Consider the following 20,936-nt stretch of genomic DNA (forward strand, 5'->3'; position numbering starts at 1 on the left):
GTTGCGGGGTCACTTCCCTGCCAGGTCGGTCAGCCGGGCGTTGATGCGCTCGACCTCGTCGGCGGCGATGCCGCGACGCTCACGGATCTCGGCGACGACCTTCTCCGGCGCCTTGGCCAGGAAGTTGTCGTTGCCGAGCTTCTTGTCTGCGCGCTCGAGCTCCTTGTTGGCCTCGGCCAGGTCCTTCTCCAGGCGCTTGCGCTCGGCGGCGACGTCCACGGTGCCGGACGTGTCCAGCTCCACGGTGATCGTCGCACCCGACAGGCGCAGCTCCACCGACGCCGTCGGCGTGAAGTCCTCGGCCGGGGCGGTGAGTCGGACGATGGAACGCACGGCGTCCTCGAGCCCGGCGAGGTCGGCGGCCGCGGCGTCGAAACGTCCCGGCACCTTCTGGGTGGGCTTGACACCCTGGTCGGCGCGGAAGCGGCGGACCTCGGTGACGAGCTTCTCCACGTCGTCCAGACGACGCACGGCGTCGACGTCCGTCTGCGCCCCACCGTTGGTGTTGGCGGCGGTGGGCCAGTCGGTGACCACGAGGCTGTCGGCGTAGCCGTCGACGCCGTCGGTGAGCACGGTCCACAGGGTCTCGGTGACGAAGGGCATCGAGGGGTGCAGGAGGCGGAAGACGGTGTCGAGCACCCGGCCGAGCACAAGCTGGGTGTTTTCGCCGCGGGTGCGCTCGGCCTCGGTGGCGGCGTCCCAGTCGCGCGGGATCTGCACCTTGGCGATCTCCAGGTACCAGTCGCAGAACTCGCCCCAGGTGAAGCGGTAGAGCGCCTCGTTGGCCACGGCGAACTCGTAGCGGTCCAGGTGGGTGTCGACGAGCACGCGCAGTTCCTCGAGCTTGTCGAGGATCCAGCGGTCCGGGTCGGTGAGCTGTTCGCGGGACGGGAAGGCGTCCTGCCCGTCCACCGGGAGCACGCGGGCACCGTTCATCAGGGCGAACTTCGTGGCGTTGAACAGCTTCGTGGCGAAGTTACGCGAGGACTGCGCGGAGTCCTCACCGATCGGCAGGTCGGTTCCCGGGTTGGCGCCGCGGGCCAGCGTGAAGCGCAGCGCGTCCGCACCGTAGTCGCGGACCCAGTCCATCGGGTCGATGCCGTTGCCCAGCGACTTGGACATCTTGCGGCCGTGCTCGTCGCGGACGAGTCCGTGCAGGAAGACGTCGGTGAAGGGCACCTGGGGGCGTCCGGCACGCTGGTCGGCGGTGGTGCCGGGCTCACCGTTGTCGAGGACGGAGCCCTCGACGGTATCGGCGAAGGTGGCGAACATCATCATGCGCGCGACCCAGAAGAACAGGATGTCGTAGCCGGTGACCAGCACGGACGTCGGGTAGAACTTCGCCAGCTCGTCGGTGGCGTCCGGCCAGCCCATCGTGGAGAACGGCCACAGCGCGGAGCTGAACCACGTGTCCAGCACGTCCTCCTCGCGGTACCAGCCCTCGCCGGTGGGGGCCTCGTCATCCGGGCCGCAGCACACGATCTCGCCGTCGGGTCCGTACCAGATCGGGATGCGGTGGCCCCACCACAGCTGCCGGGAGATGCACCAGTCGTGCATGTCGTCGACCCAGTCGAACCAGCGCGGTTCCTGGGAGGCCGGGTGGATGACCGTGTCGCCCTCGCGGACGGCGTCGCCGGACATCTTCGCCAGCTCCTCGACCTTCACCCACCACTGCTCCGACAGGCGTGGCTCGATGGCCTCGCCGGAACGCTCGGAGTGCCCCACGGAGTGCACGTAGGGGCTGATGCGCTTGACCACGCGCCCCTGCTCCTCCAGTGCCAGGCGGATCTGCTCGCGCGCCTCGAAGCGGTCCATCCCGTCGAAGCGGGTGCCGGTGTTGGCGATGTGGCCGGTCTGGTCGATGACCTCGGGCATGTCGAGGTCGTGGCGGCGGCCCATCTCGAAGTCGTTCGGGTCGTGCGCCGGGGTGATCTTCACCGCGCCGGTACCGAACTCGGGGTCGACGTAGTCGTCGGCGATGACGACCATGCCGTGGCCCTCGATGAACGGGTGCGGCAGGCGGGAACCGACGAGGTCGCGGTAGCGCTCGTCGTCCGGGTGGACGGCCACGGCGACGTCGCCGAGCATCGTCTCCACACGGGTGGTGGCGACGTCCACGTGCGCGCCCTCGCCGGAGGCGTCGCCGTAGCGCAGGGTGACCAGCTCACCCTCGTCGTCGGAGTAGACGACCTCGATGTCGGAGATGGCGGTGCGCAGCACCGGCGACCAGTTGACCATGCGCTTGGCGCGGTAGATCAGGCCGCGGTCGAAGAGCTCCTTGAAGATGGTCTGCACGGCACGCGACAGCCCGTCGTCCAGGGTGAAGCGCTCGCGCTCCCAGTCGACGGAGTCGCCGATCGCGCGCATCTGCGACTGGATCACGCCACCGTACTGTTCCTTCCACTCCCAGACCTTGTCCACGAACTCCTCGCGCCCGTAGTCGAACCGGTCCTTGCCCTCGGTCTCCTTGAGCATGCCCTCGACCTTGGTCTGCGTGGCGATGCCGGCGTGGTCGGAGCCCGGCAGCCAGAGGACCTCGTGGCCCTGCATGCGCTTACGCCGGGCCATGGAGTCCATGAGGGTGTGGTCGAGGGCGTGACCCATGTGCAGCTGACCGGTGACGTTCGGCGGCGGCAGCACGATGGAGAACGGCGGGCGGTCGCTGGTGGCGTCCGCGTGGAAGTAACCCGAGTCGACCCACCCCTGGTAGAGGTCGTTCTCGACGTCCGCGGGGGTCCACTGCTTCGGGAGCCGGTCGGCCCGGGAGGAGGTGTCGGGGTTGCTGCTGGCTGCGCTGGAGCTGGTCTGATCAGTCACGGTAGGACAGTCTAGTGCAGGGCCCGGACATGAACGTGACCGGCTGGTGGGCGTTCCGAGGACCCAGGACGGCTCAGGAAGAGACAGGACGTCGCGCAGCCACTGGTCGACCTCCTCCATCGTCGCCGTGTCCACAACCCCCGCATCGCCGGTGATGCGGTCCCTGGAGATTGTTCGTGTCCGTTCAGCGAGGGCATACGTTGTCCGGTCCAGATCCGGCGCGGTCCCACGAAGCTGCACGCGCAGAAGGACGTGGCCTCCGGGGATTGTCCTCCCGGGGGCCACGTCCTGTGGTTGCCTGCGCGTTTCGCCGGTGGCGGCTACCGCGGCGGGCTGTGCGTCGGCCGAGTGCGGCCTACGCTCCGTCCCAGCTGGTGGGGTTGTCGTCCAGCGGGATCTCGAGGGTCATCAGGAACCGGGCGGTCATCATGTAGTGACCGACCAGCAGCGTGATGATCGCGGCGGACTGCTCGTCCAGGGCCTCGACCACGGCCTCGAAGGTCGGGCCGGCCTTGGGGTTGGCGACCAGGTCGTCGGTGAGCTCCATCGCCTTCTGCTTGGCATCGCTCAGGGAGCTGAAGTCACCGGACTGGATCGCCTTGATCTCGTCCTCGGTGACACCCACGGAGCGGGCCTTGTCGGCGTGCTGCATCCACTCGTAGTCGCTGTGCGAGATCACACCGACGCGCAGGGTGACCATCTCACGGATCTGCGGGTCCAGCGGGGAGTTCGGGAACGAGTTGCCGTAGTCCAGGTAGGCGTCGGTGATCCCGGTGGTGGTGCGCATCAGACCGGCGACGAGGTTCGAGGGGAACCGGTTGTAGACCCGCTTCTCCTCCTCGGTGCCGGTGGACGGGTCGAACAGAGGAATTCGTGACATGACGTGACCTTTCCGATCTAGTGGTTGTCGAAGCCGGTGTCTGCTGCGAAGGTACGTGCGGCCTTCACTGCGTCGGCGAGCTTCATGTTCATCGGGTCGCCGTGACCCGGCAGGATGACGTCGGCGTCGACGCCCTCCAGGAGGTCCAGGGCCTCGAGGGCCTCGGAGCGGGAGTGGTTGAAGAACCACGGGCACGGCTGGGGGCCCTGCTTGGTCGAGCAGGCGTGGCCGGTGACCAGGGCGTCGCCCGTGGCGATCACGCCGACGGAAGGCACCAGGAAGGCACTGTGGCCGGAGGTGTGGCCGTGGGTGGCCACCGGGACCGGACGCCCGGGGATGTCCATGGGACCGTCGCCGACGGGCTGGACGTCGGTGATCTTGATGTCCTGCTCGGCGCCGACCTTCTGCACCCGCTCCCACCATTCCATGGTCTGGGGCATCGGGCCCTGCTCGACCTCGTCGGTGCCGGCCTGCTCGAGGTACTCGCGTGCGGCGTGGTGGACCTCGACCGGGTCGGAGTACACCGGGGTGCCGAAGCGGCGGTGGAACGCGTCCACCGCACCGAGGTGGTCGACGTGGGCGTGGGTCAGCAGGATCGCGCGGACGTCTTCGGGCTTGTGCCCGATCGACCGCAGCGCCTCCTCGATGGCCTCGACGTCGCCGGGCCACCCACCGTCGATCATGGTGAGGTCGCTGCCCTCACGCAGAATTCCGACGTTGACGTCCGTGCCTGACAGGCAGAAGACGTCCTTGGCGATTTCACTCATGGTCTGGAACCTTTCTCTCTTACTGTGCGAAGCCTTGTACGCCTCAGGAAGCGACGTAGAGCGTCCCACGGAGTTGAATGCGTTGCGAGTAACATTTATGTAATCCCGCACCGCCCGAAAAGCCACGGTACCGAGGCTCATCTCGGTACCTGTTCCAAGCCTAACAGCGAATGAAGGGCAGCGTCGCCTGCCTATTTCTACTGCTATAGCAATCGAAGTGCTGATTATGCCATTAGCGATCTATTTATATCCCGTCAATGTCATTTAGAGACAGCCTCAATGCTTCCATTTCACCGCGCGGGTCACCAGATCCAGCAGCTGGCCGGATGACACTGGTTTCAGGTCGGTGGCCTCGAGGCTGACGTTCACGTTCTTCGGCCTCACCGCCACCGTCGAATGCGTGTGCCCGTGCACCGTGCAGTCGAACCCGTCACGGCTGGTCGCCCCGCCACGCGCCGCCCACCGCGTCAACGCCGGGGTGAGATGGGCGTCCTCCACCTTCCCGGGAGCCGGGATGTGGGTCAGCAGCACCAGCCAGCGGCCCACCTTGACCTGCAGCTCCAGGGAGATGACGTCGAAGACCTGCCGGTACGCCGGCGTCCACTCGACCACCGAGTCGATCCCGAACACGGGATGCACCCTGCCGTGGTTGCCCGGCACCAGGACCATCGTGAAGTCCTTCTCCGCCTTGAGCTGTGCCAACGTCCTCAGCGCCCCGGCGTCGTCACGCACCGAGATGTCGCCGAGGCAGATAAGTGTCGCCCCGTCCGGCACCTCGCGCAGGTTGTCCAGGATCGCCCGGTCATGGGCGGCGACATCGGGGAACCCGCGCAGCGCCGAGACTTTGGCGTGGCCCAGATGCAGGTCCGACACCAACCAGAAACCGTCTGCGCGGGAATCCTCTGTAGCCCCCATGACACCCGAAGCTACCCGGGTACGGGGCCGGCGGCTCGCCTGGGTGACAGTCCCCCACCACCGCGCGTACAACGGGGACATGAGCAACTTCAGTGTGAACAACCCGTCCACCGGACAGACCGAAGACACGTTCACGAGGATCGAGGACGCCGACCGCGACGCCATCCTCGACCGCTCGACCGCCGCCTACAGGCAGTGGCGGACCACCACCGTCGACGAGCGTGCCGCCGTGCTGAACCGCGCCGCCGACCTCTACGAAGAGAAGAAGGACGAACTCGCGTCCTACATCGGGCGTGAGATGGGCAAGCTCGACGGCTGGGCGAAGGCCGAACTCGACATCGTCATCGACATCTACCGCTACTACGCCGAGCACGCCCACGAGCTTCTCGCCGACAAGCAGCTGCCCGCCCAGGGCGCGCGCCACACCTACGTACGCAAGGACCCGATCGGCCCGTTGCTCGGCATCATGCCGTGGAACTTCCCCTACTACCAGGTCGCCCGCTGGGCGGCACCGAACCTCCTGCTCGGCAACTCGCTGGTGCTAAAGCACGCGTCGATCTGCCCACTGTCCTCGCAGGCCTGCCAGGACATCCTGGAGGACGCCGGCCTGCCGCAGGACGTCTTCCAGAACGTCTACGCCTCCGGCTCGCAGATGGACGCCTTCGTCGCCGACCCGCGCATCGCCGCAGTCTCCCTCACCGGTTCCGAGGGCGCCGGCGCAGCGGTCGCCAGGACCGCCGGCGAGAACTACAAGAAGTCCCTGCTCGAGCTCGGCGGCAACGACCCGTTCATCGTCCTCGACGACGACAACCTCGACACCGTCCTCGACCAGTACGTGGGCATCCGCATGTACAACACCGGCCAGGCCTGCAACGCCCCCAAGCGCCTCATCGTGATGGACGGCTTCTACGACCGCGTGGTCGAGGGCCTGGAGAAGCGCATCGGTGCCCTGACCGTCGGCGCGTGGGACGACCCGGAGGCCGACGTCGGACCGCTGTCCTCCATCGACGCCCGCGACGAGATCGTCCAGCGCCTCGCCGACGCCAAGGCCAACGGGGACGCCACCGTCCGCGTCGGCGGCGACGCGATCGACCGGCCCGGCGCATTCATGGAGCCGACGCTGCTCACCGACGTCGACCCGTCGGCGGACGTGGGCTGCAACGAGGTCTTCGGCCCCGTCGCCATCGTCTACAAGGCCGCCGACGTGGACGAGGCCGTGGAGATCGCCAACAACTCCGACTACGGGCTCTCCGGCTCCGTGTGGGGTTCCGACCTGGCGCTCGCCGAGGACGCCGCCGCCCGCCTGGAGGTCGGCATGTCCTTCGTCAACGAGGCCTCCGTCACCGCGGCGGGCCTGCCCTTCGGTGGTGTGGGACGCTCCGGCTACGGCCGTGAGCTCGCCGAGTGGGGCGTCGGCGAGTTCGTCAACGAGCACCTCGTGCGCGTCTCGCCTCTGACATAGGCCTCTGACATAGGCCTCTGGGCCGGGGAAGAAGACCGTTGCCGGCCCCACCTCCGGGGTGTGAAGATGATTGCCTACCCTTCCCCCACCCTGGAGGCAGCAATGACGACCACGTTGTTCCGTAATGCGGCGGTGCTCAACGTCCACCTCGGCGAGATCCGGCCCGACCAGTCCGTGATCGTCGAGGACGGCCTCATCCGTGAGGTCGGCCCGAGCAACGAGGTCCGGGTCACCGACCCCGACCGCGTGATCGACGTGAAGGGCAGGACGCTGATGCCCGGGCTGGTCGACGGCCACGTGCACGTCTACTTCCAGTCCTTCGACACCCGGAGCTGCTGCGATGGCGGCCGTCCTACCTCGTCGCGAAGGCGGCCCGCAGTCTCAGCGACATGCTGCAGCGCGGGTTCACCACGGTGCGCGACACCGGTGGTGCGGACTTCGCCCTGGCACAGGCGGTCGACGAGGGGGTGCTCGACGGGCCCCGTCTGATCTTCGGGGGCCTGGCCCTCACCCAGACCGGCGGGCACGGCGACGGGCGCAGCCGCAACGAGGTCAACCCCACCGGCTGCTCCCGCTGCCCCACCATCGCCCTGGTCGCCGACGGGGTCGACGAGGTGCGTAAGGGAACCCGCGAGATCCTGCGCACCGGTGCACACCACGTGAAGCTGATGCTCTCCGGCGGGGTGACCTCACCGACCGACAGCATCTCGTCCACCCAGTACAGCGACGAGGAGATCGCCGTCGCCGTCGCCGAGGCGTCCTCCCAGGGCGCGTACGTCACCGGGCACACCTACCTCGCCGGCGCGATCAGCAATGCGCTGCGCATCGGGCTCAAGTGCATCGAGCACGGCAACCTCATCGACGAGACCACGGTGAAGGACTTCATCCGGTACGACGCCTTCCTCGTACCCACCCTGGTCACGTACAACACCATGGACCGGCTGGGGCCTTCCATGGGGCTCTCCGCGGAGAGCCACGCCAAGAACTCGCAGGTCCTGGAGTCCGGCCTCTCCGCCCTCGAGATGGCCCACGCCGAGGGGGTCAAGCTCGTCTACGGCTCCGACCTCATCGGCGGGCAGCAGGTCCACCAGCTGGAGGAGTTCGCGATCCGGCGGGAGGTGCAGCCCGCCATCGACGTGATCCGCGCGGCCACGACCACCGCGGCGGAGCTCGTCGGGTTGGAGGGCCGGATCGGCGTGGTCGGGCCGGAGGCCTACGCCGACCTGATCATCGTCGACGGTGACCCGCTCAAGGACATCTCGGTGCTCACCGACCCGGACAGGTACCTGTCGATGGTCATGAAGGGTGGCGTGGTCTACCGCGACCGGCTGTAGGAGCACCGAGGGCGCCGACAACCCCGGTCGTTGGGCGTCCACGCAGCACCGCATATGCTTTATCCGGTAATTACCGACGCGGGCCCCGCCGCCGGGCCCGCGACCGACGTTTCCCGGAAAGCCGCCACATGAGCTCCAGCACCCGTGCCGACGCGCCCCCAGCGTCCACCCGCCACCCTGTCGACCAGGTACCGCCCAAGGGCAAACTCGCGATCCTGTCCACCCAGCACGTCCTGGCGTTCTACGCCGGTGCCGTGGTCGTGCCGCTGCTCATCGCCAGCGGCCTGGGGCTCGACGCCGAGACCACCATCCACCTCATCAACGCCGACCTGTTCACCTGTGGCATCGCCACGTTGATCCAGTCGGTGGGGTTCTGGAAGGTCGGTGTGCGCCTGCCGATCATCCAGGGTGTGACCACCACCGCCATCTCCCCGATCATCGCCATCGGACTGGCCACCACCGGTGGTGAGGGCGGCACGGAGGCACTGCCGGCGATCTACGGGTCGATCATCGTCGCCGGCCTGTTCACCTTCCTCGCCGCACCGTACTTCGCGAAGTTCATCCGGTTCTTCCCGCCGGTGGTCATCGGCACGGTGCTGACCACGATGGGCATCACCCTGCTGGGTGTCGCCGCCAACGACATCACCAACTTCGCCGAGGGCACCCCGGACGCCAGCGACATGGCCTACGCCGGTCTGACCCTGGCGGTGATCCTGCTGGCCCAGCGCTTCTTCAAGGGCTTCCTGGGCACCCTGTCCATCCTCATGGGCCTGGTGGTGGGCACCGTCGTGGCCGTGGCCCTGGGCGACGCGGGCTTCAACGACGTCGGTTCGTCCGACTGGGTCGGTTTCACGACCCCGTTCTACTTCGGCGCCCCGGAGTTCGTGCTCACCGGCATAATCTCCATGTGCATCGTCATGCTGATCACCATGGTGGAGACCACCGGCGACGTCTTCGCCGCCGGTGAGATCGTGGGCAAGCGCATCAAGAAGGAGCACATCTCCGCCGCGCTGCGTGCCGACGGCCTGTCCACCACCCTCGGCGGTGTGCTGAACTCCTTCCCCTACACCTGCTTCGCGCAGAACGTGGGCCTGGTGCGTATGACGCGGGTGCGCTCGCGCTGGGTCGTCGCCGGCGCCGGTGTGATCATGATCGTCATCGGTCTGATCCCCAAGGCCGGCGCGGTGGTCAACGCGATCCCCGGCCCCGTGCTCGGCGCGGCGAGCCTCGCCCTGTTCGCCAACGTGGCCCTGGTCGGCATCCAGACCCTGGGCAAGGTGGACCTGGCGGACAACCGCAACGCCGCGGTGATGACCATCTCCATCGGTCTGGGCATGCTCGTGGCCTTCAAGCCGGACATCGCCCAACTGTTCCCCGACTGGGCGCAGGTGTTCTTCGCCTCGGGCGTGACCACCGGCTCCATCGCCGCGATCCTGTTGAACCTGCTGTTCTTCCACGTCGGACGTCGCACCTCGCCGGACGTCACCCGCGACGCCAGCGGGCGCGCGGTCACCCTGGAGGACGTCAACGCCATGGACCGCGACACCTTCGTGGAGACCTTCGCCCCACTGTTCAACAACACCCTGTGGCCGTTGGAGAACGCCCACGCCGCGGCCCCCTTCGACACCGTCCAGGACCTGCGCGACGCCGTGCAGGAGGCGGTGCTCACCGCCGACCGCGACGACCAGCGCGCCCTCATCCGCGACTACCCCTCCATGGCCGAGCTGCTGCTCGACCCCGAGGCGTCGAAGCGGATCTCCGGCTTCGCCGGTTCGGTGGCGATGGAGGACCTGGACAACATGGACGACGTCGACCGTGAACAGCTCGTGGAACTCTCCGAGAGCTACCGTGAGCGCTTCGGCATGCCCTTCGTCACCTGCCTGGGGCGCCTCGACTCGCGCACCCAGATCATCAGCGAGGGCATCCGCCGCCTGGAGAACTCCCCCGCCCAGGAGCACGTGCAGCTGCTCGGCGAGGTCGTGGAGATCGCCAACGACCGCTTCAACTACATGATCGCCGACGCCAACCCCGTCGCCGCGGCGTGGGAGAGCAAGTTCGACCACCTGGAGTAGGACGCGCGGCGATCAGCTGTCGCGCAGCGCCTCGATCAACTCGTCCTTCGTCATCGACGAGCGTCCGTGGACGTCGAGTTCCTGCGCCCGCTCGTAGAGCTCGTCCCGGGTCCACTCGTCGTAGCTGGGCGACCCCCGCCCCTGTGCCCGATCTCGGAGCGGGACGTGTTCGCCGCGGCGTTGGCGATACGGGCGGACTTCTCCTTCGACTCCCCCTCCCCGCGCAGCCGTTCGTAGAGTTCCGGGTCCTTGATCGACGGGTTCCTGTTCTCAGCCATGCGCGCCCGGGGTAGTCCCCAGCGCCGACCTCAGGTGCGTGGTGGCCTCCGCCATCGCCGCCCGCGCCCCGGACCACACCGCCACGGAGTTGACGAAGGGGTGCACCAGCCCGCGGTGGCGCCGCAGCGTGACCTCCACCCCGGCGTCCTCCAGCCTGCCCGCGTAGGCCTCTCCCTCGTCACGCAGGGGATCGAACCCGGCCACCGCCACGTACGCCGGGGCGAGTCCGGTGAGGTCGGGTTCCAGCATCGGTGACACCAGCGGGTCGCGCGGGTCGATCGCCTCAGTCAGGTCACCGTTACGCCCCAGGTAGTGGTGCTCGTACCACTCCATCTGCGCGGCGGTGAGGTACAGCCCCTCCTCCCCGAACTCCGCGTAGCTGGCCGAGCGCTGCGACAGGTCCGTCACCGGGACGAAGAGCTGCTGCAGTGCAGGCTGGGCGCGCCCCTGCGCGCGCAGCCACAGGCAGCAGGACGCCGCGAGGTTCCCGCCCGCGGAGTCGCCCGCGACGACGAGGCGTCCTGCGTCCACGGTGGTGTCCGCGACGCGGGCACCGTCCTGCAGGGCGGCGAAGACGGCCGTGGTGTCCTCCAGCGCCGCCGGGAAGGGGTGCTCGGGGGCCAGGCGGTAGTCCACCGCCACCACCGTGACACCGCCGTCGGCGCAGAGGCTGCGGCAGGCGGCGTCGTGGCTGTCGAGGGACCCGGTGACCCAGCCCCCGCCGTGCAGGTACACCAGCGTCGGACGCGGCGAGGCGTCCGCCGGCCGGTGCAGGTAGACGCGTACCGGCACGCCGGCCACCTGCTCCTCACGGACCTCGGCGACGCTCGGACTGCCGCCGGCGATGAAGGCCTCGCGCTCCACGATGCGCCGTGAGTGCACCGGCGGCACGTCCACGATGTCCAGCCCGCTGACCACGCGCAACGCCAGCAGCGTCGCGGTGACGTCCGGGTCCAGGACGTCGCCGTCGCCGTTACGGCGCAACCCCGCCCGCCGCCACGCCGCCCGTGGCACGAGGCCGGCCACCGTACCCAGCAGCCGGGCGCCCAGGCCGACCACCTTGTCGACCGCCCCCGGACGGTAGCGCCCGTTACCCGGATTCAGGTCCGGTGCGTTGTGATCCACATCATTTCCATGAAGCATCTACCTACTGTGTCACAGCATGCCCGCGTCGCGCACCGTGTCGCGCTCCTCCGCCAGCTCGGAGGCACTGTCGGCGATGCGCCGGCGCTGCCGGTCGTCGAGGTCCAGGCCCTGGACGATCTGCCAGACGCCGTCGACCGCGCGGCAGGGGAAGCTGGCGAACAGACCCTCGGCGACCCCGTAGGAACCGTCCGAGCGCAGCGCCACGGACGTCCAGTCACCCTCCGGGGTGCCGTTGAACCAGTCGTGCATGTGGTCCACCGCCGAGGACGCCGCGGACGCCGCCGAGGACGACCCGCGCACGTCGATGATCTCCGCGCCGCGCTGGGCCACCCGCGGGATGAACTCCGAGTCCACCCACTCCGGGTCCAGCGTGCCGGCGACCGGCTCCCCGTCGAGCAGCAGCTCGGCGACGTCCGGGAACTGCGTGTTCGAGTGGTTCCCCCACACGGTCATGCGCGACAGCCGGCCCGGGGTGACACCCAGCTTCCCTGCCACCTGCGCCAGCGCCCGGTTGTGGTCCAGACGCGTCATCGCCGTGACCTGCCCGGCCTCCAGGCCCGCGTGGGCGTCCAGGATCGTGGCATTCGTGTTCGCCGGGTTACCGACGACCAGCACACGCACCCCCGGTGCGGCGTTGGCCGCGATGGCCTTGCCCTGCGGGCCGAAGATCTTGCCGTTGCCGGTGAGCAGGTCCGAACGCTCCTCCCCCTTGCCGCGCGGCTTCGCGCCGACGAGGAACACCGCCTCCGCACCGGCGAAACCCTCGTCCGGGTCGTCGGTGACGGTGATGTCGGCGATGAGGGGGAAGGCCGAGTCGAGCAGCTCCATGGCAACCCCCTCCGCAGCGCGTTTCGCCGCCGGGATCTCCAGCAGACGCAGCTTCACCGGGCGGTCACCGAAGACGTCCCCGGAAGCGACGCGGAACAACAGGGAGTAGGCGATCTGCCCGGCGGCCCCGGTGACGGTGACGGTGATGGGTTGTGTCGGCATGGTGTGCGACCTCGTTCCTTTTCGCGATTGCAGTGGTGTTCGGTGCCCCACCAATGTAGACGTGAGCAACTGTCCCCCTGTTCCGGTGCCCCCTCATAGGTGGGGGCATAAACGTTATGTGCGTCCCTGGCGTGGGTTCCGCTTAGCATGGGAGTACACGGCGACACCCGGTTGCCGCGCCCACGGGAGGATCCCCGACCCCAGCACACGTCCCCGCCGCACCAGTCGCTGCACCAGACGCCGCACCAGACCAGGCCAGGAGCGCCCCATTGATCACTGACCCCGCCGACCTGCCAGGCAGCCACCGGCGATACGACTGCTCCCCGCAGGAGTACCAGCTGGTCCTGGACACCGCGATCCCCGAACTCGTGCGCTCCGGGCTCTCCGCCGACACCCGCGACATCGCCGTCGGTGCGGGTGTACCCGCCACACACCCCCTACTCAGGGACACCCGCGTGCTCTACGACGAGGCCGTGCGCTACGCCTTCCGCCGGCTCTGGCCCCGCCCCGAGGACCTGGACGTGGAACGCCTCGTGCCCGCCGAGGCCGTGCGCTCCCTGGTGCGCACCGCCTACCGGCGCCACCGCGCCGACCCGGACGCCGTGCGCCTGATCATCTCCGAGAACGTCCTGTCCCGCGGGCACCTCGAAGGACGCAACGACGTGCTCGAGACCTCCCCCGTGGTGCTGCAGATCGACCGGGTGCTGATGCGCGGGCAGGACTACGGCGCCTTCCGTCCCGGCATCTCCGCCGAGGACGTGTACGTGCTGATCACGTCCCTGTGCTGCTTCCCCGCCTCCCAGGGCGGGTTGTTCCAGCTGCTCTACGGCACGGACATGGACCACGCCGCCACCGTGGAGGGCCTGGAGAAGTTGGCCTGCGACACCGTGCTGGCCTTCCTGACCACCTCGATGCCCACCACCCAGGGCAGCTCGTACACCCACGCGGCCCCCACCACGCGGACCCCGTCGTCGGTGTCGGCGTCGTTGTACACCGCCGGCGACGGTGGCTCCGTGGAAGAGGTCGTGACCTACCGCGCCGAGGACCTGCCGGAGTACACCGCCCCGCGGGAGTCCCAGGTCTCCTCCTACCCGTCCTTCGACTCCTTCGGTGGGGAGCTGGGTGGTGAGCTCGGTGGTGAGCTCGGTGGGGACAGCTCAGAGGGGCACGGCATCGACACCGACATCCCCGAGGACCCCGACGAGGACCACATCGCCGACCTCTACGACGAGTAGCTCCGGCACCCGATGTCATCTGTGTCATGCCCCAGGCCAGGAAACACCGAAAATCTTGCCTGGGGCATGGCTCAGCTGACATCGCCGGGATCCCGGACCCCCGAACAACCCGGAACCCCGCGCTATTGGTGGTCGACACCCCGATGACCACCAACCGCGCGGGGTTATAGAACGCCGGTCCCGCACTGCAGACCGCGGCGCCCCGGTCAGGCGCTGCGGCGGTCGCGCTCGGCGACCTCCTCGTGGGTGAGCAGCTCGGGCTCGGCCTCGCCGGTCACGCACCCGCCGGAGATGATCACCTCACCGGTGTCCGGGTCGTCCGGGATGGCGTACATCATCGGCAGCAGCAGGTGCTCCACGATCGAGCGCAGGCCACGGGCACCGGTCTCGCGCTCCAGCGCCTTCTTCGCGATCTCGCGCAGGGCGTCGTCCTCGAAGGTGAGCTGCACCCCGTCCATCTCGAAGAGGCGCTGGTACTGGCGCACCAGGGAGTTCTTCGGCTCGGTGAGGATGCGCACCAGGGCGTCCTCGTCGAGGTGGCCGACGTGGGTGATCACCGGCAGGCGGCCGATCAGCTCGGGGATCAGGCCGAACTTGACCATGTCCTCCGGCTCCACGAAGCGGAACGGATCCGGGTCCTCGTCGGACTTGCCGCGGATCTCGGAACCGAAGCCCACGCCCTTGCGTCCACGACGCTCGGCGACGACCTTCTCCAGGCCGGCGAACGCGCCCGAGACGATGAACAGCACGTTCTTCGTGTCGAACTGGATGAGCTCCTGGTTGGGGTGCTTGCGCCCGCCCTGCGGCGGCACGTTGGCGACCGTGCCCTCCAGGATCTTCAGCAGCGCCTGCTGCACACCCTCGCCGGAGACGTCGCGGGTGATCGAGGGGCTCTCGGACTTACGCGAGATCTTGTCGACCTCGTCGACGTAGATGATGCCCTGCTGTGCCTTGGACACGTCGAAGTCCGCCGACTGCAGCAGCTTGAGCAGGATGTTCTCGACGTCCTCACCGACGTAGCCGGCCTCGGTGAGGCTGGTGGCGTCGGCGATGGCGAAGGGCACGTCCAGCATGCGGGCCAGCGACTGGGCCAGGTAGGTCTTGCCCGAGCCGGTGGGCCCGAGCATGAGGATGTTGGACTTGGTCAGTTCCACGGCGTCGTCGCTGCGGCGTGCACCGGCGTTGGCCGTCTCGGCGCGGATACGCTTGTAGTGGTTGTAGACCGCGACGGCGAGGGTGCGCTTGGCCTCGTCCTGCCCGATGACGTACTCGTCGAGGAACGTGGTGATCGCCGCGGGGTGCGGCAGGTCGGCGTCCTCCCCGGCGGGTGTCACGCCGGCGGCGAGCTCCTCCTCGATGATCTCGTTGCAGAGCTCAATGCACTCGTCGCAGATGTACACACCTGACCCTGCGATGAGTTTGCGGACCTGCTTCTGGCTCTTTCCGCAGAACGAACACTTGAGCAGTTCGGCGCTTTCCTGCATCGATGGCATGTGAGACGAACTCTCCTGTGAAACTTGGTGATCCGTTGGTAACGCGTCCGGCCCATCATACCCCCGCGCCCGCAGCGGTGGCGGACGTTCCGGCACAGTGTCGTCGACAGCGGGCGCGTCGGGGTGTAGAGGAGCCGTGGGACCGTGGGGGTAGACTGCCACCGAAGCGACTGCCGCCACCGGGCGGCCAGCCCAACCCAGTTATACCCAGCCCGCCCCCAGCGACCAGGAAGATCCCTTTGTCCCCGTCCATCACCTCCCTGACCGACCACGCCTGTCTGGTGGTCCACGGACCCGACCAGCCCGGCCTGGTCTCCGTGATCGCCGCACTGATAACCCGGAACAAGGGCAATATCATCTCGCTGGACCAGCACTCCTCCGACCCGGAGGACGGCGGGTTCTTCCAGCGCATCGTCTTCCACCGTCAGAACCTCGTCACCGCCATGGACGACATCAGGGCCGACCTGACGGAGACCCTCGAGCCCTACGACATGGCGTGGTCGCTGTCCGACCGCTCTCAGCCCAAGCGCATGGCGATCCTGGCGTCCAAGGACGACCACTGCCTGCTGGACCTGCTGTGGCGCCAGCGCCGCGGGGACCTGCCGGTCTCCATCCCCATGGTGATCTCCAACCACACCGATACCGTCGAGGACGTCCGATCCTTCGGGGTACCGTTCTTCCACGTCCCCTCGCAGGCGGGGCCGGACAAGTCAGAGTCCGAGGCGGAGATCCTGCGTCTGCTGAAGGGCAACGTGGACTTCATCGTCCTGGCCCGCTACATGCAGATCATCTCCAGTGACTTCCTGGAGCAGGTCGGTGTGCCGGTGATCAACATCCACCACTCCTTCCTGCCGGCGTTCATCGGCGCGGCCCCCTACCGCAAAGCCAAAGAGCGCGGGGTGAAGCTCGTCGGCGCCACGGCCCACTACGTGACCGAGAACCTGGACGAGGGCCCGATCATCGAGCAGGACGTGGTGCGCGTCAACCACCGGGACAACGTCGCCGACCTGAAGCGGCTGGGCGCGGAGGTCGAGCGCTCCGTCCTGTCCCGCGCCGTGCTCTGGCACGCCCAGGACAAGGTGATCCGGAACGGGAACACCACGATCGTGTTCTAGTCCCCTCCCCCGCGCAGGACGCCAGGTCACCGCACGGCGAACGGTGCGGCGGTGATCTCGCGCAGTTCCTCCACGCTCACACCGTCGGCGCACTCCACCAGGGTCAGGCCCGCCTCGGCGTCGACCTCGAAGACCGCGTGGGAGGACACGATCAGGTCCACGCACTTCGCCCCGGTCAGCGGCAGGGAGCACTGCTCCACGATCTTCGGCGTGCCCGTCTTGGTCACGTGGTCGGTCATCACGATGATCTTCTGCGCCCCGTGGACCAGGTCCATCGCCCCGCCCATGCCGCGCACGAGCTTGCCCGGCACCATCCAGTTGGCCAGGTCGCCGTAGCGCGAGATCTCCATCGCGCCGAGCACGGCGACGTCCACCGAGCGCGAGCGGATCATGCCGAAGGACTCCGAGGAGCTGAAGAAGCTCGCCCCGGGGTTCACGGTGATGGTCTCCTTGCCGGCGTTGATCAGCTCGGCGTCGACCTCGTCGTCGGTGGGGTACGGCCCCACGCCCAGCACCCCGTTCTCGGAGTGCAGGATCACGTCGATGCCCTCCGGCAGGAAGCCGGGGACCAGCGTCGGCATGCCGATGCCGAGGTTCACGTACTGGCCGTCGGCGAGTTCACGGGCCACGCGTGCGGCCATCTGTTCACGATTCCAGACCATGCTCTCTAGGCCTCCGTCTTGTCGTCGGTCGTCTCGTTGGTCGTCTCGTCGGGTCGGGTCGTGCGGTTCTCGATGCCGGTCTCCTGCGGGCCGACGTGCACCACGCGGTCCACGTAGATGCCGGGCAGGTGGACCTCGCCGGGGTCCAGTTCGTCGACGAGGTGCTCGACCTGGGCGATGGCCACGCGGGCGCACTTGGCGGCCTCGGGGTTGAAGTTCTGGGCGGTCTCGCGGAACACCAGGTTGCCCTTGCGGTCGGCCTTGTGGGCGTGGACCAGGGCGACGTCGGCGTGGATGGCGGTCTCCAGGATGTAGTCCTCACCGTCGAAGGTGCGGGTCTCCTTCGGCTCGGAGAACTCCGCGACGCTGCCGTCCGGGTTGTAGCGCACCGGCAGTCCGCCGGTCGCCAGCTCGGTGCCCACGCCGGCCTTGGTGTAGAACGCCGGCACACCGGCGCCGCCGGCACGCATACGCTCGGCGAGGGTGCCCTGCGGGGTGAACTCCACCGACAGGTCGCCGTTGAGGTACTGCTGGGCGTAGATCCGGTTGGAGCCGATGTAGGAGCCCACCGTGCGGGCGACCCGACGATCCTCCAGCAACGTGCCGAGGCCGAAGCCGTCGGTGCCGCAGTTGTTGGAGATGATCGTGAGGTCGCCGACGCCCAGGTTGCGCACGGCCTCGATCAGCACGGAAGGGATGCCGACCAGGCCGAATCCGCCGACGGCGAGGGAGCTTCCGTCGGTGAGGTCGGCCACCGCCTCGTCTGCTGTGGTGAATGTTTTGTCAAGCATATGGAAAACTGTACACTGGTGTTCGCGCAATGGACAATTGTTCGCTAAATGAACGGATGACGGGAGAAGTTCGGTGACACAGACACAGCACACGACCGAGAAACAGGACGGCGGCCAGGTCCAGTCCTTCGTCCGCGGACTGGCGGTGATCCGCTGCTTCGACGGCGACCACCCCACCCTCACCCTGGCCCAGGTCGCCGAGCGTACGGGCCTGGCCCGCGCCACCGCCCGCCGTTTCCTGCACACCCTGGTCTCCATGGACTACGCCAGCACCGACGGCACGGAGTTCCGCCTGACCTCCCGGGTCCTGGAACTCGGGCACAGCTACCTGTCCTCGCTGTCGCTGCCGGACATCGCCCAGCCCCGCCTGGAGGACCTCTCCCGGCGCATCGGTGAGTCCAGTTCCATGTCGGTGCTCGAGGGCTCCGACGTGGTCTACGTCAGCCGCGTGCCGGTACGCCGGATCATGGCGGTGTCGATCACCATCGGCACCCGCTTCCCCGCCACGGCGACCTCGATGGGACGGGTCCTGCTGGCCGACCTGCCCGCCCACGAGCTCGACGCGATCCTCGACGCCGGCGACCTCCCCGCCCCCACCCCGCGCACCTGCACCTCCCCGGACCAGCTGCGCGCCGAACTGCAGAGCGTGCGCGAACAGGGTTTCGCCCTCGTCGACCAGGAGCTGGAGGTCGGCCTGCGGTCCGTCGCCGCCCCGGTACGTACGCCGGACGGACGGACCGTCGCCGCGGTCAACGTGTCGACCCGCACCGAGGTCCACGACCTCGACGACCTGCACTCCCGCATCATCCCGGAGCTCGTCGCCACCGCCGCCACCATCAGCGACGACCTCGCCGCGCAGCACCCCTGAGATCCCTGACACCCTTGAACCACCACGGAGGAAACCAATGACAAACAACCCCGAGCCCACCGACCCCGCCGACCCCACCGATGTCGTCCTGTGCTCCCCGCTGCGTACCCCGGTCGGCGCCTACGGCGGTGCCTTCACGGACGTGCCCGTCCAGGACCTGGCGTCCACCGTCGTCGCCGCCATCGTCGAGCGCACCGGCCTGTCGCCCGAGCACATCGACGACCTCATCCTCGGCCAGGCCTCGCCGGACAGTGCCGCACCGGCGTTGGGGCGCGTCGTCGCGTTGGACGCCGGCCTCGGTGAGTCCGTCCCCGGCATGCAGCTCGACCGGCGCTGCGGCTCCGGCCTGCAGGCCGTGGTCACCGCCGCCGCCCACGTCGCCACCGGTGCCGCCGAGCTGGTCATCGCCGGTGGTGCCGAGTCGATGAGCCGCACGGGCTACTCGGTGGACGGTTCGATCCGCTGGGGTGTCAAGGGCGGTGACCTGGTGCTGCACGACCGTCTCGCCGAGGGCCGGGCGTCCGCCGGCGGACGCGACCACCCGATCCCCGGCGGCATGATCGAGACCGCCGAGAACCTGCGTCGCGAGTACGGCATCACCCGCCAGGCGCAGGACGCGCTGGCCACCGAGTCCCACGCCCGTGCCGTCGCCGCCGTGCAGGACGGCACCTTCGCCGAGGAGATCGTCCCGGTCACCGTCCCGGGCAGGCGCCGTCGCGACCCGGACACCGTCGTCGACACCGACGAGCACCCGCGCCCGGGCACCACCGAGGAGAAGCTCGCCGGGCTGCGTCCGGTGATGGGACGCCAGGACGACGAGGCCACCGTCACCGCCGGCAACGCCTCGGGCCAGAACGACGGGGCGGCGGCGATGATCGTCACCACCCGCGCCCGCGCCGAGGAGCTGGGCCTGCAGCCGCTCGCCCGGCTGGCCGGCTGGGCCGTCGCCGGTGTCGCCCCGGAGACCATGGGCATCGGGCCGGTGCCCGCCACCGCCCGGGTGCTCGAGCGCCTGGGGCTGACACTGGACGACCTCGACGTGATCGAGCTCAACGAGGCCTTCGCCTCCCAGGCCCTGTCGGTGCTGCGGCAGTGGGGTGTCGACGCCGACGATCCTCGGCTCAACCCGCACGGTTCGGGCATCTCGCTGGGCCACCCGGTCGGTGCGACCGGCGCGCGGATGCTGGTGACCCTGTGCCACGAGCTTCGTCGCAGGCAGACTGGGGACACGCCCCTGCGTGGCCTGGCCACGATGTGCATCGGCGGCGGCCAGGGGCTCGCCGCCGTCCTCGAGAGCGAAGGATAACGACCGTGAACACACCACTCACCCTGCACGCCGTCGACTACGGGCCGGACGACGCGGCCGCCAGGAACGCAGCGACCGGTACCGTCGTACTGCTCGGCTCCCTCGGTTCGACCACCGAGATGTGGCTGCCGCAGCTCGACGCACTCGGCCACGACCGCCGCGTGATCGCCCTGGACCACCGCGGCCACGGCCGCTCCCCCCTGACCCCGCAGGACGCCCCGGCACCGGGCGTGGAGGACCTCGCCGCCGACGTGCTGCACACCCTCGACGGCCTGGGTGTGGAGAGCTTCACCCTGGTCGGGCTGTCGCTCGGCGGCGCGGTGGCGCAGTACCTCGCCGCCACCAGCGGGCGGGTCGACAAGGCCGTGTTCATCTGCACCGCGGCGAAGTTCGGCGAGCCCTCCGGCTGGGTCGAGCGCGCAGAGACCGCCCGCGGGCAGGGTGTGCGGGCGCTGGCTGACACGGTGATCACCCGCTGGTTCTCCCCGGAGTTCCGCGCGGCCAACCCGGCGACCACGGACCACTACCGTGACATGGTCGCCGACACCGACGACGAGGGTTACGCGGCGTGCTGCGGGGCCCTGTCCGGGTGGGACTTCACCGACCGGCTGTCGGAGATCACCGTGCCCACGCTGGTCATCGCCGGCGAACACGACCCGTCCACCGCCCCGGAGACGGTGAAGGTCATCGCCGACCGCATCGACGGGGCGTCCTACGTGGTGCTCTCCCCGGCGGCACACCTGCCGAACCTCGAGCAGCCGCAGACCGTCAACGGCCTGGTCACCGGCTTCCTGGCGGGCTGAC

18 protein-coding genes and 1 pseudogene are annotated in these 20,936 nt (G+C 68.8%); 9 read left to right on the plus strand and 10 right to left on the minus strand.

The window, feature by feature from the left end:
- Positions 1–9: 9 nt before the first annotated feature.
- The 4 genes from ACT3UN_RS09980 to ACT3UN_RS09995 all read right to left on the minus strand — a co-directional run bounded on the left by ACT3UN_RS09980 (position 10) and on the right by ACT3UN_RS09995 (position 5,379).
- Positions 10–2,817, minus strand: coding sequence for a valine--tRNA ligase (locus ACT3UN_RS09980; RefSeq protein WP_301441734.1), 2,808 nt, complete (start codon positions 2,815–2,817; stop codon positions 10–12).
- Between the two features lie 355 nt (positions 2,818–3,172).
- The gene (locus ACT3UN_RS09985) at positions 3,173–3,697 is read right to left on the minus strand and encodes a carboxymuconolactone decarboxylase family protein (RefSeq protein ID WP_301441735.1); all 525 of its coding nucleotides are present in this window, start codon (positions 3,695–3,697) and stop codon (positions 3,173–3,175) included.
- A gap of 17 nt (positions 3,698–3,714) precedes the next feature.
- Complete coding sequence (locus ACT3UN_RS09990; protein WP_301441736.1) at positions 3,715–4,464, minus strand: MBL fold metallo-hydrolase; 750 nt, start codon at positions 4,462–4,464, stop codon at positions 3,715–3,717.
- Positions 4,465–4,740: 276 nt separating this feature from the next.
- Positions 4,741–5,379: a metallophosphoesterase gene (locus ACT3UN_RS09995; RefSeq protein WP_444656970.1), complete on the minus strand. Its 639-nt coding sequence runs from the start codon at positions 5,377–5,379 to the stop codon at positions 4,741–4,743.
- A 79-nt stretch (positions 5,380–5,458) separates the two neighbouring features.
- On the opposite strand from ACT3UN_RS09995, the gene ACT3UN_RS10000 reads away from it, so the two are divergent.
- The 4 genes from ACT3UN_RS10000 (at position 5,459) to ACT3UN_RS10015 (ending at position 10,247) form a co-directional block, all read left to right on the plus strand.
- Positions 5,459–6,841, plus strand: a complete 1,383-nt coding sequence (locus ACT3UN_RS10000; RefSeq protein WP_301441738.1) for an NAD-dependent succinate-semialdehyde dehydrogenase — start codon at positions 5,459–5,461, stop codon at positions 6,839–6,841.
- Positions 6,842–6,907: 66 nt separating this feature from the next.
- Positions 6,908–7,330 (plus strand): amidohydrolase family protein, encoded by a 423-nt coding sequence (locus tag ACT3UN_RS10005; protein WP_444656971.1) that lies wholly within the window; start codon positions 6,908–6,910, stop codon positions 7,328–7,330.
- The gene (locus ACT3UN_RS10010; RefSeq protein ID WP_444656972.1) at positions 7,231–8,175 is read left to right on the plus strand and encodes a metal-dependent hydrolase family protein; all 945 of its coding nucleotides are present in this window, start codon (positions 7,231–7,233) and stop codon (positions 8,173–8,175) included. The genes ACT3UN_RS10005 and ACT3UN_RS10010 overlap by 100 nt, the downstream gene beginning before the upstream one ends.
- Positions 8,176–8,303: 128 nt before the next feature.
- Complete coding sequence (locus ACT3UN_RS10015) at positions 8,304–10,247, plus strand: solute carrier family 23 protein (RefSeq protein ID WP_444656973.1); 1,944 nt, start codon at positions 8,304–8,306, stop codon at positions 10,245–10,247.
- A 12-nt stretch (positions 10,248–10,259) separates the two neighbouring features.
- Here ACT3UN_RS10015 and ACT3UN_RS10020 read toward each other — a convergent pair.
- The 3 genes and pseudogenes from ACT3UN_RS10020 to ACT3UN_RS10030 all read right to left on the minus strand — a co-directional run bounded on the left by ACT3UN_RS10020 (position 10,260) and on the right by ACT3UN_RS10030 (position 12,662).
- Positions 10,260–10,525 (minus strand): annotated as a pseudogene (locus ACT3UN_RS10020) (DUF7218 family protein).
- Positions 10,518–11,651 carry an alpha/beta hydrolase gene (locus tag ACT3UN_RS10025; protein ID WP_444656974.1) on the minus strand — a complete coding sequence of 378 codons (1,134 nt, stop codon included), beginning with the start codon at positions 11,649–11,651 and terminating at the stop codon, positions 10,518–10,520. The pseudogene ACT3UN_RS10020 and the gene ACT3UN_RS10025 overlap by 8 nt, the downstream one beginning before the upstream one ends.
- Positions 11,652–11,681: 30 nt before the next feature.
- Entirely contained in the window at positions 11,682–12,662 is a 981-nt protein-coding gene (locus ACT3UN_RS10030) for a malate dehydrogenase (RefSeq protein ID WP_301441743.1), read from the minus strand.
- A gap of 269 nt (positions 12,663–12,931) precedes the next feature.
- On the opposite strand from ACT3UN_RS10030, the gene ACT3UN_RS10035 reads away from it, so the two are divergent.
- Positions 12,932–13,897: a TetR family transcriptional regulator gene (locus tag ACT3UN_RS10035; RefSeq protein ID WP_444656975.1), complete on the plus strand. Its 966-nt coding sequence runs from the start codon at positions 12,932–12,934 to the stop codon at positions 13,895–13,897.
- A gap of 206 nt (positions 13,898–14,103) precedes the next feature.
- Here ACT3UN_RS10035 and clpX read toward each other — a convergent pair whose 3' ends face one another.
- Entirely contained in the window at positions 14,104–15,381 is a 1,278-nt protein-coding gene (clpX, locus tag ACT3UN_RS10040; protein ID WP_441578886.1) for an ATP-dependent Clp protease ATP-binding subunit ClpX, read from the minus strand.
- Positions 15,382–15,593: 212 nt separating this feature from the next.
- On the opposite strand from clpX, the gene purU reads away from it, so the two are divergent.
- Positions 15,594–16,505: a formyltetrahydrofolate deformylase gene (gene purU / locus ACT3UN_RS10045; protein WP_444657032.1), complete on the plus strand. Its 912-nt coding sequence runs from the start codon at positions 15,594–15,596 to the stop codon at positions 16,503–16,505.
- Positions 16,506–16,531: 26 nt separating this feature from the next.
- Here the strand turns inward: purU and ACT3UN_RS10050 are convergent, their stop codons facing one another.
- Together ACT3UN_RS10050 and ACT3UN_RS10055 are read right to left on the minus strand one after the other, a co-directional pair.
- Entirely contained in the window at positions 16,532–17,167 is a 636-nt protein-coding gene (locus ACT3UN_RS10050) for a 3-oxoacid CoA-transferase subunit B (protein ID WP_301443976.1), read from the minus strand.
- 5 nt (positions 17,168–17,172) lie between these two features.
- Entirely contained in the window at positions 17,173–17,958 is a 786-nt protein-coding gene (locus ACT3UN_RS10055) for a CoA transferase subunit A (protein WP_301443977.1), read from the minus strand.
- Between the two features lie 73 nt (positions 17,959–18,031).
- Between ACT3UN_RS10055 and ACT3UN_RS10060 the strand changes: the two genes are divergently transcribed.
- From ACT3UN_RS10060 to pcaD, 3 genes are read left to right on the plus strand one after another with little or no spacing between them, the layout of a single operon-like run.
- Positions 18,032–18,826, plus strand: a complete 795-nt coding sequence (locus ACT3UN_RS10060) for an IclR family transcriptional regulator domain-containing protein (protein WP_441578874.1) — start codon at positions 18,032–18,034, stop codon at positions 18,824–18,826.
- 37 nt (positions 18,827–18,863) lie between these two features.
- Positions 18,864–20,132 (plus strand): acetyl-CoA C-acetyltransferase, encoded by a 1,269-nt coding sequence (locus ACT3UN_RS10065; protein WP_441578873.1) that lies wholly within the window; start codon positions 18,864–18,866, stop codon positions 20,130–20,132.
- 5 nt (positions 20,133–20,137) lie between these two features.
- Positions 20,138–20,935 (plus strand): 3-oxoadipate enol-lactonase, encoded by a 798-nt coding sequence (gene pcaD, locus ACT3UN_RS10070; protein ID WP_441578872.1) that lies wholly within the window; start codon positions 20,138–20,140, stop codon positions 20,933–20,935.
- Position 20,936: the final 1 nt, after the last annotated feature.

The organism is Corynebacterium sp. AOP12-C2-36, from assembly GCF_052379185.1.
Lineage (GTDB): Bacteria > Actinomycetota > Actinomycetes > Mycobacteriales > Mycobacteriaceae > Corynebacterium.

Coding starts and splice junctions, on each gene's coding strand:
- ACT3UN_RS09985 (WP_301441735.1), bottom strand. CDS start 3,697: ATGTCACGAATTCCTCTGTTCGACCCGTCCACCGGCACCGAGGAGGAG.
- ACT3UN_RS09990 (WP_301441736.1), bottom strand. CDS start 4,464: ATGAGTGAAATCGCCAAGGACGTCTTCTGCCTGTCAGGCACGGACGTC.
- ACT3UN_RS09995 (WP_444656970.1), bottom strand. CDS start 5,379: ATGGGGGCTACAGAGGATTCCCGCGCAGACGGTTTCTGGTTGGTGTCG.
- ACT3UN_RS10000 (WP_301441738.1), top strand. CDS start 5,459: ATGAGCAACTTCAGTGTGAACAACCCGTCCACCGGACAGACCGAAGAC.
- ACT3UN_RS10005 (WP_444656971.1), top strand. CDS start 6,908: ATGATTGCCTACCCTTCCCCCACCCTGGAGGCAGCAATGACGACCACG.
- ACT3UN_RS10010 (WP_444656972.1), top strand. CDS start 7,231: ATGCTGCAGCGCGGGTTCACCACGGTGCGCGACACCGGTGGTGCGGAC.
- ACT3UN_RS10015 (WP_444656973.1), top strand. CDS start 8,304: ATGAGCTCCAGCACCCGTGCCGACGCGCCCCCAGCGTCCACCCGCCAC.
- ACT3UN_RS10030 (WP_301441743.1), bottom strand. CDS start 12,662: ATGCCGACACAACCCATCACCGTCACCGTCACCGGGGCCGCCGGGCAG.
- clpX (WP_441578886.1), bottom strand. CDS start 15,381: ATGCAGGAAAGCGCCGAACTGCTCAAGTGTTCGTTCTGCGGAAAGAGC.
- ACT3UN_RS10050 (WP_301443976.1), bottom strand. CDS start 17,167: ATGGTCTGGAATCGTGAACAGATGGCCGCACGCGTGGCCCGTGAACTC.
- ACT3UN_RS10055 (WP_301443977.1), bottom strand. CDS start 17,958: ATGCTTGACAAAACATTCACCACAGCAGACGAGGCGGTGGCCGACCTC.
- ACT3UN_RS10065 (WP_441578873.1), top strand. CDS start 18,864: ATGACAAACAACCCCGAGCCCACCGACCCCGCCGACCCCACCGATGTC.